The 13,119-nt window shown below is 72.9% G+C and carries 11 protein-coding genes; 7 read left to right on the forward strand and 4 right to left on the reverse strand.

The window, feature by feature from the left end:
• The first annotated feature begins 19 nt into the window (after positions 1-19).
• On the forward strand, positions 20-1,195 hold the full coding sequence (locus tag POL72_RS09420; RefSeq protein WP_272094703.1) for a hypothetical protein: 1,176 nt from the start codon (positions 20-22) through the stop codon (positions 1,193-1,195).
• Positions 1,196-1,210: 15 nt separating this feature from the next.
• On the opposite strand, the gene POL72_RS09425 is transcribed toward POL72_RS09420, so the two are convergent.
• A complete protein-coding gene (locus POL72_RS09425) occupies positions 1,211-1,837 on the reverse strand; it encodes a hypothetical protein (RefSeq protein ID WP_272094704.1) in 627 nt (208 codons plus the stop codon).
• Between the two features lie 150 nt (positions 1,838-1,987).
• Complete coding sequence (locus tag POL72_RS09430) at positions 1,988-3,313, reverse strand: penicillin-insensitive murein endopeptidase (RefSeq protein ID WP_272094706.1); 1,326 nt, start codon at positions 3,311-3,313, stop codon at positions 1,988-1,990.
• 351 nt (positions 3,314-3,664) lie between these two features.
• Between POL72_RS09430 and POL72_RS09435 the strand changes: the two genes are divergently transcribed.
• From POL72_RS09435 to glmM, 6 genes are all read left to right on the forward strand, one after another.
• On the forward strand, positions 3,665-4,423 hold the full coding sequence (locus tag POL72_RS09435) for a CoA transferase subunit A (protein ID WP_272094707.1): 759 nt from the start codon (positions 3,665-3,667) through the stop codon (positions 4,421-4,423).
• Positions 4,424-4,443: 20 nt separating this feature from the next.
• On the forward strand, positions 4,444-5,109 hold the full coding sequence (locus tag POL72_RS09440; protein ID WP_272094708.1) for a CoA transferase subunit B: 666 nt from the start codon (positions 4,444-4,446) through the stop codon (positions 5,107-5,109).
• 10 nt (positions 5,110-5,119) lie between these two features.
• Positions 5,120-5,977, forward strand: coding sequence for an acetyl-CoA carboxylase, carboxyltransferase subunit beta (accD, locus tag POL72_RS09445; protein ID WP_272094709.1), 858 nt, complete (start codon positions 5,120-5,122; stop codon positions 5,975-5,977).
• Positions 5,974-7,287 (forward strand): bifunctional folylpolyglutamate synthase/dihydrofolate synthase, encoded by a 1,314-nt coding sequence (locus POL72_RS09450; protein ID WP_272094710.1) that lies wholly within the window; start codon positions 5,974-5,976, stop codon positions 7,285-7,287. The genes accD and POL72_RS09450 overlap by 4 nt, the downstream gene beginning before the upstream one ends.
• A 21-nt stretch (positions 7,288-7,308) precedes the next feature.
• Positions 7,309-8,424, forward strand: coding sequence for an SDR family NAD(P)-dependent oxidoreductase (locus POL72_RS09455; RefSeq protein WP_272094711.1), 1,116 nt, complete (start codon positions 7,309-7,311; stop codon positions 8,422-8,424).
• Positions 8,425-8,758: 334 nt separating this feature from the next.
• Complete coding sequence (gene glmM, locus POL72_RS09460) at positions 8,759-10,201, forward strand: phosphoglucosamine mutase (RefSeq protein ID WP_272094712.1); 1,443 nt, start codon at positions 8,759-8,761, stop codon at positions 10,199-10,201.
• A 207-nt stretch (positions 10,202-10,408) separates the two neighbouring features.
• Here glmM and POL72_RS09465 read toward each other — a convergent pair whose 3' ends face one another.
• The gene (locus tag POL72_RS09465; RefSeq protein WP_272094713.1) at positions 10,409-11,416 is read right to left on the reverse strand and encodes an ABC transporter ATP-binding protein; all 1,008 of its coding nucleotides are present in this window, start codon (positions 11,414-11,416) and stop codon (positions 10,409-10,411) included.
• Positions 11,413-12,840 (reverse strand): sigma-54-dependent transcriptional regulator, encoded by a 1,428-nt coding sequence (locus tag POL72_RS09470; protein WP_272094714.1) that lies wholly within the window; start codon positions 12,838-12,840, stop codon positions 11,413-11,415. The genes POL72_RS09465 and POL72_RS09470 overlap by 4 nt, the downstream gene beginning before the upstream one ends.
• Between the last annotated feature and the right edge of the window lie 279 nt (positions 12,841-13,119).

Genomic DNA, 13,119 nt, shown 5'->3' on the forward strand with positions numbered 1-13,119 from the left:
TGCCGCAGCGCCGGACACGATGTCCGGAGCCTATACCAGGTTCGGCTTCGGTGGCGTGTGCGGTAAGCTGCCGGGCGTGGACGGCGAGGGCACGGGGACGTCGGGGAGCACGGCGCGCAGCGCCGCGGAGATCCGCGGGCGTATCACGGCTTGCTTCAGCCTGGCCGAGCTGCGCCGCTTCGCGGAGGAGCTCGGCGTGCCGGACATCCCCTGGGAGCGGGGGATCCAGGGAGCGGCGTACGAGCTCGTCCGGCGCTTCGAGCAGCGGCGCGAGCTCGGGCCGCTCGTCGACAGGCTCCGCGCGGCGAGGCCGCTCGTGGAGTGGCCCGACACGCCGACGGTGCCGTCCGCTGCGTCGAGCGAACCGGCGCACACGGACATCCCCCGGCCGGCGCCGCTGCCGAACCTCTCGCCGATGGTGGCCCCATCGCCTCCCCTGGAGGTCGCGACGCTGGCGCCGCCGGCGATCGCGCCTACCCCGCGGACGCCGAACGTCACCGGGCCGCAGCCCGAAAAGGCGCCGCAGCCCGGCGTCGCGGGGCCGGCGCATCTCCCGGCCGGCCCCCCGCGCGCCGGGGCGCCGGCGCGCTGGCCGCGCCGCATCGATTCGCGGCTCGCGCTCGCCGCCCTGGGGCTCGTGGCGGTGAGCCTCATCGTGGCCTTCCTCATCGGCAGGGCGTCGAGCGCGACGGGGGACGACGCTGTGCGCGGGATCACCGCGTCCGCGAGCGCCACGCAGAGGGGCGCCCCACCGCCGGCGACGCGGCCGGACGGGGTCGCGTCGCGCGCGGCCGCCGCGATCGACCGCAGGATCGAGAGCCTCGCGCGGGCGTGCGAGATCCAGCCCGGCTCGGCGGAGGACGTGATGCGCCGCGCCTTCGAGCGCTGCGGTCCGGCGCCTGCCTCGGCGGGGTACCGGACCACCCCGGCGCAGCGGAGCGATCCGCCTGCCGCGCAGGCGCCGGGCGCGCCGCCGGCGTCTCCGGGGGCGGTGCCCCGTGCGGCGGCCGCGGCTGGCCTTCCGCCCGCCGGCGGCAATACCGGGTGCCTGGGTGCGTGCGAGCGGCGACACCAGGCGTGCAGGGCGACGCAGTGCGGTAGAGAGCCCACGCAGAGCACGCAGTACCAGCGTTATCAGGGCTGCCTGTCGGATTGCCTGGAGCAGGCGTCCAAGTGCCGCCTCGGCTGCCTCTGAGCCCAGGGCGACGCGTCAGAGCGATGGACGGCTGCGGCGCATCACGTTGACCGTGACGGTCGGCTCGTGCTCGGGGCAGCCGGTGCGACCGGACTGGCTCGGGTCGAAGTCGATGCGAAAGCAGGTCTTGCAGACGCAGAGATAGGCGTCGTGGAACTCGCGGAAGTTGAGGATGTCCGCGGCGAAGAGGCTCAGGACGATGTCGCTGAGCAGGTCTTCCTCGCACGGGCACGGCTCCCACGGCGCGAGGCCTCCGGCGCGGCGCACGCGCCCGCCGTCGATGGCCGCGGCGAGGAAGCGATCGTCTGCGACGGGCGGCATGAAGGCGCGAAGCGAGGCGAGCACCCGGAGCCGCGCCGCGTCGACGAGCTGCTCTATCTCGGATGCATCGGGGGCCGCCGGGACCTGAGGGCCGAGCGCTACCTGCTTGGAGAAGCCCTCGGTCACGTAGGCCGGCGGCTGCATCCTCCCGGCTGCCACGAGGTGCTTCTCGAACCAGATCGAGAGCGCCCCCGCGCTCCGGGGGGGCCTGCCGACGAACGTGAGCGCCGCGAGCAGCGCGCGGCGATCGTGATCGCTGGCGATGAGCGATGCCGCGGACGGCAGCGTGGGAATCGAGGTGTGGGAGTCCTCTTGCGGCATGAACACCCCCTTGATCCGCCCCAGTCTGCCCGAGGACTTCTCTCCGGGTCTAGGCGCGACGACGCCCAGGTCAGAGATTGCGGAACTTCCTGCAATGCATTGCGTTACGGGCTCTTTGCCGCTTTTGTAGTGAACGGCACCCGGCAGATCTCAGTCCGTGATCTTGAGCACCCCGCTGTCGTCGAGCGCGCCGCTCGCGTCCGCGCCGTCCGAATCGGCCTCGATCTCCACCTCGGACGCAGCAGGACGCAGGAACGACAGATCGAGGCCGCCCATCGGCTGCTGCGCCGCCGCGCGCGAGGCGGCGAGCGGCAGCGCCTCGGCGTCGGCAGCGGCGCGCGGGGCGGCGCGGCGCGCTTCCCGTTCAGGTCGCCTGTCGTCGCGGCGCGAGGGCTGCTCCGGGTCGCGCCGGCCGGCGCCGGCCTCGCGGGGCCGCTCCGGCGCGGGCGCCGCGGCGGCCTTCGGGGGGCGCGCGGCCTCCGCGCGCGCGGGCGGTGACGGCGTCCGAAGCGCCCTGTCCGTCTTCCTCGCCATGCGCGCGCGGGCGTGGGAGGGAGCGTTCTTCGCGAGCTCGATGCAGCTGCCGCGCATGGCCGCGGGGCAGGAGATGCGGACGTGCATGTGGTCGTCGTGCGCCTCGGCGCCCGTGGGCTGCATCATCGCGAGCTGCGCGCGGACGAGCAGCGCGCGGGAGACGCCGATCCGCTTGGCGTGGGCGATCAGCGCGGACCGGAGCGGATCGGAGATGAAGATGTGGCTCACGCGGGCGCGGGGATCGGTGAGCAGGTGCTGCACGAGCAGCCAGTTGCGCGGCAGGTCGAAGCGCGCCCCGGGCACGTTGGTCGAGACGAGCCGGGCGTCGAACCGCAGGAAGACCGGCGCGTGGACCTGCTTGCCGCGCGCGTCGAGCGCGTAGAAGCCGAGGTCGACGTCGCGGCCGCTCTCGTGGGAGTTGTGGCGGTGGACGTCGCCGCCGCGCTGGCGCGACAGATCGCCGACGCCGAGCACGGCGCCCGGGAAGCGCTTGGCCACGCCGCGCGCCGCGCGCTCGATCATGCCGACGAGCGCCGGCAGCCCCCAGCGGACGTCGGCGCCGGCGTAGGCGGGCACGACGCGGATGTCCTTGCGCGAGGTGTCGAGCCGCACGCCGCCCTCGAGGCGCCCTTCGTTGGGATGGCCGACCGACGAGGCGGGCGCCTGGGGCGCGGCCTTCTTCGTGGCCGGCTCGGGCGAGCGCGGGCCCGCGTCGCCGGCGCGGGGGCGGTGGCCCTTGACGTCGTCCTTCGCGAGCCGCGCGCGCGGCGCGCGCTTCGTCGCCCCGCGCGCCTTGGCGGCGGCGGCGGCGTCCCGCGGCTTTGCTTCCGCGGTGGGGCGCGCGTGCGAGCGCGCCGGCGCATCCGGCGCCGCGGCGGCCGCCCGGGAGCCGGAGAGGGAGAGCGCCAGGATCGTGAACAGCACGGAGAGCGGTCGAGGCACACCGGTGCGTTACGGGGTTTCGGTGGGCCGGGCCAAGAAGCCGGCGCCGCCTGGCCGCGCCCTCCGAGGGCCGCTCCTGAAACGTGCACCGAGCGTGCGCCGAATGTGCGCTGAACGAGCGCTGAACGAGCGCTGGCTGAATGAGCGCTGGCGGACGCGACGAGAGCCTCATGCACCCGGGACACACGCGAGCTTCCGTCGTTCGCCGGAAGCGCGGATCACCGCGCGGCGCCGCGTCGCGGCCGGCGCCGCCCGGCCCCTGTGCCGCGCTGCGGCGCCGGCGCCACGGCATACCGCGGCGGCAGCGGAGGCTTTTGCCTCGCGGCCAGTTGGGCTACCTCTCGGTCGGCCATGGACAAGGTCTACAAGAGCGCGCTGGATGCCGTGGGGGACATCCCGGGCGGCGCCACGATCCTCTCGGGCGGCTTCGGCCTCTGCGGCATCCCGGAGCACTGCATCGCAGCGCTCCGGGAGCTCGGCACGAAGGATCTCGTGGTCGTGTCCAACAACTGCGGAGTCGACGCCTTCGGCCTCGGGATCCTCCTTCAGAACCGGCAGATCCGGAAGATGATCTCGTCGTACGTCGGCGAGAACAAGGAGTTCGAGCGCCAGTACCTGAGCGGCGAGCTCGAGGTCGAGCTCACGCCGCAGGGCACGCTGGCCGAGCGCATCCGCGCCGGAGGCGCCGGGATCCCTGCGTTCTACACCCCGACCGGCGCGGGCACGGCCATCAGCGAGGGCGGGCTGCCCGTGCTCTATGGCCCGGGCGGCGCGGTGAAGAGGTACTCCGAGAAGAAGGAAGTGCGCCAGTTCGACGGCCGCGACTACGTGCTCGAGCCCGCCATCCGCGGCGACTACGCGCTCGTGAAGGCCTGGAAGGGCGACCGGTTCGGCAACCTCGTCTACCGCCACACGGCCATGAACTTCAACCCGATGATGGCGATGGCCGCGAAGGTGACGATCGCCGAGGTGGAGGAGCTCGTCGACGTCGGCTCGCTCGACCCGGACCACATCCACACGCCCGGGATCTTCGTGCACCGGATCTTCCAGGGCGAGCGCTACGAGAAGCGGATCGAGCGGCGGACGGTGCGCAAGGCGTCGGCCGCCTAGGCGCGGGGACAGGGGACACGATGGGACTCACGCGGGAACAGATCGCGCAGCGCGCCGCGCTGGAGCTCAGGGACGGCTACTACGTCAACCTCGGCATCGGGATGCCGACGCTCGTCGCCAACTACATCCCCGCGGGGATCGAGGTGGTGCTCCAGAGCGAGAACGGGCTGCTCGGCATCGGCCCCTACCCGATCGAGGGCGCGGAGGACCCGGATCTCATCAACGCCGGCAAGGAGACCGTGACGATGCTCGCCGGCTCCGCGATCTTCTCGAGCGCCGAGTCCTTCGCGCAGATCCGGGGCGGCCACATCGATCTCGCGATCCTCGGGGCCATGGAGGTCTCCGAGAAGGGCGATCTCGCCAACTGGATGATCCCTGGCAAGATGGTGAAGGGGATGGGCGGGGCGATGGATCTCGTGGTGAGCGCGAAGCGCGTCGTCGTGATCATGGATCACGCGGCGAAGAACGGCGCGCCGAAGATCCTGGACGAGTGCTCGCTGCCCCTCACCGGGCGGGGCGTCGTCCACCGGATCATCACCGATCTCGCCGTGCTCGATGTGACGCCCGAGGGGCTCGTGCTGCGCGAGCTCGCGCCCGGCGTGAGCGCCCGAGAGGTGCAGGAGAAGACACAACCAACGCTCCGGGTCCCCTCCGACGTGAAGGAGATGGACCTGCGGAGCGCCTGAGGGCTCGCCGATGACCTGGCCTGAAAAGACCCTGCCGACGACCGACGCGAGCGAGAAGCGCTCGCTGGGAGCGGGCGTGTTCCGTCGCTGCGACGGCTGCTCGCACACGCACGACGCCGCCGAGCTCGCGCGCACCTTCGAGGTGTGCTCGCAGTGCGGCCACCACCACAAGCTCGACGCCGACGGCTGGCGGAGGCTGCTGCTCGACGACGGCGAGCTCGCCGCGTGGGACGAGCACCTCGTCCCGAACGACCCGCTCCGGTTCAGCGACGGCAAGAGCTACAGGGACCGCGTCGCGGCGCTCCACAAGAAGGGCCGCGCGAAGGAGGCGATCGAGATCGGCCGCGGCAGGCTGGGCGGCCGCGACATCGCCTACGGCGCGTTCGTCTTCGCCTTCATGGGCGGGAGCATGGGCTCGGTCGTCGGCGAGAAGATCACCCGCCTGTTCGAGCGCGCGACGCGCGAGGAGCTCCCCGTGGTGCTCCTCCAGGCGTCGGGCGGCGCGCGGATGCAGGAGGGCATCCTCTCGCTGATGCAGATGGCGAAGAGCGTGGCCGCGCTCGAGCGGTACCGAAAGGCGCGGCTGCCGTTCCTGTCGGTGCTGCTCCACCCGACGACGGGCGGCGTCGCGGCGAGCTTCGCCTTCCTGGGTGACGCGAACATCGCCGAGCCCAAGGCGCTCATCGGCTTCGCCGGCCCGCGGGTCATCGAGAACACGATCCGGCAGACGCTGCCGGCGGGCTTCCAGCGATCCGAGTTCCTGCTCGACCACGGGATGGTCGACGCCATCGTCCCGCGCCCCGAGATGAAGGCGTACATCGGGACGCTGCTCCAGCACCTCACGTCCAACCGCCGGGCGCGGCGATGACCTCGGCGGCGCCGCGGCTGCCCGCGCTGCTCGAGGCGCTCGGGCAGCGGGCGCCGCGGGGGATGGAGCTCGGGCTCGGCCGGGTCCGCGAGGCGCTCTCCGCGCTCGGCGATCCCCACGAAGGCCTCCCCGCGGTGCACGTCGCCGGCACGAACGGCAAGGGCAGCGTGTGCGCGATGGTCGAGTCGATCGCGCGCGCGGCCGGGCTGCGGACCGGCCTCTACACGTCGCCGCACCTGTCACGCTTCGCCGAGCGCATCCGCGTCGGGGGAGAGACGATCGGCGACGCGGCGCTCGCGCGCGCGCTCGCCGCCGCGCTCGAGCGTGTCCCCTCGCCGCTCACGTTCTTCGAGGCGCTGACGGTGGCCGCGTTCGTGGCCTTCCGCGAGGCGGACGTCGACCTCGCGATCCTCGAGGTGGGCCTCGGCGGGCGGCTCGACGCGACGAACGTGATCTCGGCGCCGCTCTGCACGGCGATCACGTCGATCGCGCTCGACCACCAGGCCGTGCTCGGCCCGACGCTGGCGGACATCGCCCGGGAGAAGGCGGGCATCCTCAAGCCGGGCGCGCCCGCGGTGCTCGGCCCGCTCGATCCGGAGGCCGACGCCGCGATCGAGGCGGCGGCGCAGGCGATCGGCGCCGGGCCTCGCCTCCGCGTCGCGCGGGCGGAGCGCGCCGGGAGCGCGGGCGAGATCGCGGTGGGGCGCGGCGGTCGCGGGGCGCGCGTCGCCGGGCCGGGGCGCCGCGAGATCGAGGTGGAGCTCGGCCTCCGCGGCGCGCACCAGGCCGAGAACGCGGGCGTGGCGTGCGGCATCGCGTGGCAGCTCGCCGGGCGGTGGCCCGAGGTCGAGCGGGCGCTCGCGGGTGGACTCGCCGCGGCCCGCTGGCCCGGTCGCCTGGAGCGGATCGACGCGGGCGGCGCCCGTGTCCTGCTCGACTGTGCGCACAACCCGCACGGCGCGCAGGCGCTCGCGGCGTGGCTCGACGAGGAGGGTCCGGGGGCAGCGCTCACCACGCTCGTGTTCGGCGCGATGGCCGACAAGGGGTGGGGCGAAATGCTACAGATGCTCGCACCACGAGCGCACCGTCGGCTCTATGTGACGCCGAAGGGCCGCGCGGCCGCCCCGCTCGATGCGCTGCGCGAGGTCGCGCCGGGCGAGGCGATCGGCGATCCGCGCGCCGCGGTAGCGCGCGCGATCGAGACCGCCGGGCCGGGCGGGCTCGTCGTCGTGGCCGGCTCGATCTACCTGGTCGGCGAGGTGCGCTCGGCGCTGCTCGGCATCGCGGCGGATCCGGTCGTCACGCTCTGAAGCGGGCTCGAGCAGCGCGATGTGCAGGCGCGTCGCTGCCGCCGGCGCGCGCAGCGTGGCACGGGCGATGCCGTCCTCCGCGGCATGGCGTTCAGGAAGCGGCGTTCTCCGGTGCTCTTCTCTGCGGCGGCCCTCGTGGCGGCCGCGCTCGCGCGGACGGCGTTCCGCGCCCTGCGGCAGCTCGATCTGCGCGGCCGGGTCGTGGTCATCACGGGCGGCTCTCGGGGCCTGGGGCTGCTGCTGGCCGAGGAGTTCGGCCGGCACGGCGCCCGGGTGGCGATCGCCGGCCGCGACGCGGAGGCGCTCTACCGGGCGGAGCAGCGGCTGCAGGCGCTCGGCGTCGAGGTGCACGCGGCGGCGTGTGATCTCGGCGACCGCTCCGCGGCCGAGGCGTTCATCGACGGCGTGGCGAGGGCGTTCGGCCGGATCGACGTGCTCGTCAACAACGCCGGCGTGATCCAGGTCGCGCCGATGCAGGACCTCCGGGTGGAGGAGCTCGACGAGGCGATGCGCTCGAACTTCTGGAGCGCGGTCCACGCGACGCTGCGCGCGCTGCCGCACCTGAGGCGGCAGGGGCGCGCGGCGCGCATCGTGAACGTGGTGTCCATCGGCGGGCGCGTCGCCGTGCCGCACCTGCTCGGGTACAACGCGTCGAAGTTCGCGATGATGGGCTTCTCGGAGAGCGTGCAGGCGGAGCTCACGCACGGCGGCGCGAGGGGCCCGCGCGTCACGACGGTGATCCCGGGGCCGATGCGCACGGGGTCGATCTACAACGCCACGTTCGGCGGCAGCCCGCAGCACGAGTTCGGCTGGTTCGGCCTGGCCTCGTCCCTGCCGATCGCGACGATCGACGCGCGGCGCGCGGCGCGGCGGGTTGTGGCGGCGGCGCGCGAGGGGCGCGCCGAGGTGAAGCTCGGGCTGTCGTCGCACCTGCTGAGCTGGGCGCACGGCATCGCGCCACAGGCGACGGTGAGGCTGATGGGCCTCATCAACGCGCTCCTTCCGCCGCCCGGCGGCGGCGAGGGCACGACGAGGGGCCGAGACCTGCGCACGCCGGCGCAGGGGTCGGTCTTGCTGCGCCTGAGCAACGAGGCCGCTCGGCGCAACAACGAGGCGCCGCCGGAAGCGGCGCGATAGCGACCGCGCTGTAACAGCGGCGCGATAGCGACCGCGCTGTAACAGCGGCGCGATAGCGACCGCGCTGTAACAGCGGCGCGATAGCGACCGCGCTGTAACAGCGGCGCGATAGCGACCGCGCTGTAACAGCAGTGCGATAGCGACCGCGCTGTAACAGCGGCGCGATAGCGACCGCCGCGCAAAAGCGGCGCAGACGCGGCACGATAGCGGCCACGCCACAAAAGACGCGCGATGGAGGCTGCGTCACCGTCGCCGCGGCGGCGATTGGCCGTAGGCTGTCTTGGCAAAGGTTGCTAAGGGTGGTCTCCTCAGCCCCACACCACAGAGAGGGACCGTGCCGAAGCACACCAAGAAGGATCCTAGGGAGGGCGCTCCGTCGGCGACGGGCGAACCGCAGAAGCAGGCCGCAGGCCGCAAGCTCTTCGGCACCGACGGGGTGCGCGGCGTGGCGAACCAGCCGCCGATGACGCCCGAGATGGCGCTGCGGCTCGGGCGCGCGATCGCGTTCGTCGCGAGCCACGGGAAGTCGCGGCAGGTGCGGGTCGTGATCGGGAAGGACACGCGCCTGTCCGGCTACATGCTCGAGACCGCGATCGCGTCCGGCGTGTGCGCCATGGGCGGGCGCGTGATGCTGAGCGGGCCGATCCCGACGCCGGCGGTCGCGCAGCTCACGCAGAGCATGCGGGCAGACGCCGGGGTCGTGATCAGCGCGAGCCATAACCCGTATCAGGACAACGGCATCAAGATCTTCGGCCCCGACGGCTACAAGCTGCCCGACACCGCGGAGGAGGAGATCGAGCGGCTCATGGAGAGCCACGAGCTCGACGAGGCCCGGGTGGTCGGGGCGGCGATCGGCAGCGCGGTGAAGCTCGACGACGCGCGCGGTCGGTACGTCGTGTTCTGCAAGAGCACGTTCCCCACGGCGCTCTCGCTCGACGGCGTGAAGGTCGTCGTCGACGCGGCGCACGGGGCGGCGTACCGCGTGGCGCCCTCGGTGTTCACCGAGCTCGGCGCGAACGTGACGGCGCTCGGCGTGAAGCCGAACGGCCGCAACATCAACCGCGAGACCGGCGCCCTGCACCCGGAGCACGTGAAGGCCGAGGTGCTGAAGCGCGGCGCGGCCATCGGCATCGCGCTCGACGGCGACGCGGACCGGGTGATCATGGTCGACGAGCGCGGCGAGGTCGTGGACGGCGACGCGATCATGGCGCTCTGCGCGCTCCGGATGCTGCGCACCGGCAAGCTGCCGCGGAACACGATCGTGACGACGGTGATGTCGAACCTCGGGCTCGAGCGGGCGCTCAAGGCCCATAGCGGGCACGTCGTCCGCACGGCGGTCGGGGATCGCTACGTCGTCGAGGCGATGCGGAACGGCGGCTACTCGTTCGGCGGCGAGCAGTCGGGGCACCTCATCTTCCTGGATCACGCGACGACGGGCGACGGCATCGTGGCGGCGCTGCAGGTGCTCGCCATCATGATGGAGGAGGACAAGCCGCTGAGCGAGCTCGCCTCGAAGGCGATGCAGCGGGTGCCTCAGGTCCTGGAGAACGCGACGTTCGCGACGCGGCTTCCGCTCGACAGCATGCAGCGGACGCGGGTCACCGTGGATCGCATCGAGAAGACGCTGGGCGACAAGGGGCGCATCCTCGTGCGCTGGAGCGGGACGGAGCCGAAGCTCCGCGTCATGGTCGAGGGCGAGGACGCTTCGACCATCGGGGCGTACGCGCTCGAGATCATCGAGGCCGCGAAGCAGGACGTCGCTGGGGCATCGGCGTAGCCAGGGGCGTGGCTGGGGCTGACCGGCCCCCGGAGAGGGTGTCCTCTGCGCGGGGTGGGGGCCCCGCCGAACTCGGCGCACGGATGGATCATCCGGCGTTGCCGGATGATCCATCCGTGCACCTCAAACATCGGCCCATCCCCCACCCCGCGCAGAGGACACCCTCTCCGGGGGCCTACGGCTGTCTGAGGGAGGCCCCGGCGCTGGTTACAGCGCGCGGCGCATGAAGAGGTCTTCCAGCGTCTCGCGGCGCGGCGCCACCTCGACGACCTGCGCGCCCGCCGCGAGCGACGCCCGCAGCACGTCGCGCACGCGCGCCTCGCCCTCCACATCGACGACCACGACGTCGCCCCGGCGCGTGGTCGCGAAGCCCTTCGCGCCGAGATCGGCCAGGAGGCCTTCGCTCGCGCCCGCCAGCGTGACCTCGGTGCGCAGCACGTCGCCCCGCAGCAGCTGGCGGATCGCGCCGCTCACCACCACCTGGCCCTCGCGCAGGATCGCCACGCGATCGCACATCGCCTCGACGTCGCTCAGGATGTGCGTCGAGAAGAAGATCGTCCGGCCCTGATCGCGCTCGGCGAAGATGAGATCGCGCACCTCCTTGCGGCCGACCGGATCGAGGCCGCTCATGGGCTCGTCCAGGATCAGCATCTCCGGATCGGCGACCAGCGCGGCCGCCAGCCCCGTGCGCTGCAGCATCCCCTTCGACAGCCGGCGCACCTGACGATCCGCGGCGTACCCGATCTTCACCTGATCGAGCACCTCCATCGCCCGCCTGCGCAGCGCCGCGCCGCGCATCCCGGAGAGGCGGCCGCAGAGCTCCACGAACTCGCGCGGGGTGAGGTAGGGGTAGACGTACGGGTTCTCCGGAAGAAAGCCGATCTTCCGGCGCGCCTCGGGCGACGGCACGCGCGCGCCGAACAGGTACGCCTCGCCGCCGGTCGGGGCGATGAGGCCCGTCAGCATCTTGATCGTCGTCGTCTTGCCGGCCCCGTTCGGCCCTAGGAAGCCGAAGATCTCGCCGCGCCGTACGCCGAAGCTCACCCCCTTGACGGCCTCGACCGCCTTCCGGCGCAGGAACCCCACCTGGAACGTCTTCAGGAGGCCGCGGACGTCGATCAGCAGCTCGCCGTCCGGCGCCCCTTCCCCGACGGAGCTGGCCGGCGCGGCACCCGGGTCGCGCGGCTCGACGATGCGCTCGGCTGCGTTGCTCATGCGCCCTCCTCCCCCTCGGGGATCTCGCCGGGCGCGCCGTCCCCCGGCCGCGCCCGGCCACGCGCGTTCGCCGCGCTGTACTCGTGCAGCTTGTACTGGATCTTGCGCGGGCTGATCCCGAGGATCGTCGCCGCCTTCGAGGTCGAGCCCTTGCACGCCTCGAGCGTGCGCAGGATCGCGTAGCGCTCCAGGTCGTAGATGGTGCTCCCGGGGACGCGCGGCATCGCGTCGACGGACTCGGTCGGCTCGGACGACATCTGCGCCGGCAGGTGCCGGAGCTCGATTCGCGCGCCGTCGCAGAGCACCGCCGCCCGCTCGATCGCGTTCTCCAGCTCGCGGACGTTGCCGGGGAACGAGTAGGACGTCAGCGCCGACAGCGCCTCGTCGGTGAAGCCCTCGATCCGCTTGCCGTTCTCCTGCGCATAGCGGCCGAGGAAGAACGTCGCGAGCTCGGGGATGTCGCTCCGGCGCTCGCGGAGCGGCGGGATCTCCAGGGTGACGACGTTGAGCCGGTAATAGAGGTCCTCGCGGAACAGACCCTCGGCGATGCGCTGGCGCAGATCGCGGTTCGACGCGGCGAGGATCCGCACGTCGACCTTGAGCGTCTCGTTGCCGCCCACCCGCTCGAGCGTCCGCTCCTGCAGGAAGCGCAGGAGCTTCACCTGCGTGGCGAGCGGGATCTCGCTCACCTCGTCCAGGAACAGGGTGCCGCCGCTCGCCTGCTCGAAGCGGCCCTCGCGGCGGCCGACGGCGCCCGTGAAGGCCCCGCGCTCGTGGCCGAACAGCTCGCTCTCGAGGAGCGACTCGCTCAGCGCGGCGCAGTTCAGCCGGACGAGCGGCGCCTTCGCCCGCGGGCTGGCGCGGTGGATCATCTCGGCGATGAGCTCCTTGCCCGTGCCCGTCTCGCCCACGATCAGCACGCTCGCGCGGCTCGGGGCCACCTGCTCGACCAGCCGGAGGACCTTCGCCATGCTCGGGTGGCTCGCGATCACGTGCCCGAACGCGTTGCGCTCGCGCAGCCGCTCGCGCAGCCGCGAGTTCTCCTGGAGCAGCCGCGCCCGCTCCACCGCGCGCTCGACCACGACCGCGAGCACCGAGAAATCGAGCGGCTTCGTCAGGTAGTTGTACGCGCCCTTCTTCACCGCCTCGACCGCGCTCGAGATGGTGCCGAACGCCGTCATCACGACGAAGGTCGCGTCCGGCAGCGCGAGCTGCGCCTTCTCCATCATCCGGATGCCGTCGAGCCCGGGCATCTTCAGATCGGTCAGGACCACGTCGGGCGCGAACTCCTCGAGCTTGCCGAGCGCCTTGAAGCCGTCGGCCGCGGTCTCGGTCGTGTACCCCTCCTCGCGGAGGATCTCGGAGAGCGCCGCGCGCGCGTTGGCCTCGTCGTCGACGATCAGGATGCGCCCCCGGGATGCCATGGTGATGGCTTTCCTAGCATGCGCGCCTGCCGGATTGGACGGCTGCTCGGCGCCGGCCGAGCGGCGGCGGGGCGCCGGGGCGCTCTGGTCGAGCACGTTTGCGACCGGGGTGCCCGCGCGGCGGCGCAGCGCCGTGACCCGCGCAGAGGAGGCCGAAAGGCGCGGCATCACCGCGCGGTGATGCCGTACTTACCGAGCCGCGCGGCGCGCCTGTCGCGGAGCTGCTGCCAGCGAAAACCGCTGTTTCACGCGCCGCCCGGAGTGATACAACGGGCCGCG

It is taken from the genome of Sorangium aterium (assembly GCF_028368935.1).
GTDB lineage: Bacteria > Myxococcota_A > Polyangia > Polyangiales > Polyangiaceae > Sorangium > Sorangium atrum.

Bases quoted from the DNA above. Each gene is read 5' to 3' on its own strand.
- POL72_RS09420 (WP_272094703.1), top strand. From the start codon at position 20: ATGTCCGGAGCCTATACCAGGTTCGGCTTCGGTGGCGTGTGCGGTAAG.
- POL72_RS09425 (WP_272094704.1), bottom strand. From the start codon at position 1,837: ATGCCGCAAGAGGACTCCCACACCTCGATTCCCACGCTGCCGTCCGCG.
- POL72_RS09435 (WP_272094707.1), top strand. From the start codon at position 3,665: ATGGACAAGGTCTACAAGAGCGCGCTGGATGCCGTGGGGGACATCCCG.
- POL72_RS09440 (WP_272094708.1), top strand. From the start codon at position 4,444: ATGGGACTCACGCGGGAACAGATCGCGCAGCGCGCCGCGCTGGAGCTC.
- accD (WP_272094709.1), top strand. From the start codon at position 5,120: ATGACCTGGCCTGAAAAGACCCTGCCGACGACCGACGCGAGCGAGAAG.
- POL72_RS09450 (WP_272094710.1), top strand. From the start codon at position 5,974: ATGACCTCGGCGGCGCCGCGGCTGCCCGCGCTGCTCGAGGCGCTCGGG.
- POL72_RS09465 (WP_272094713.1), bottom strand. From the start codon at position 11,416: ATGAGCAACGCAGCCGAGCGCATCGTCGAGCCGCGCGACCCGGGTGCC.
- POL72_RS09470 (WP_272094714.1), bottom strand. From the start codon at position 12,840: ATGGCATCCCGGGGGCGCATCCTGATCGTCGACGACGAGGCCAACGCG.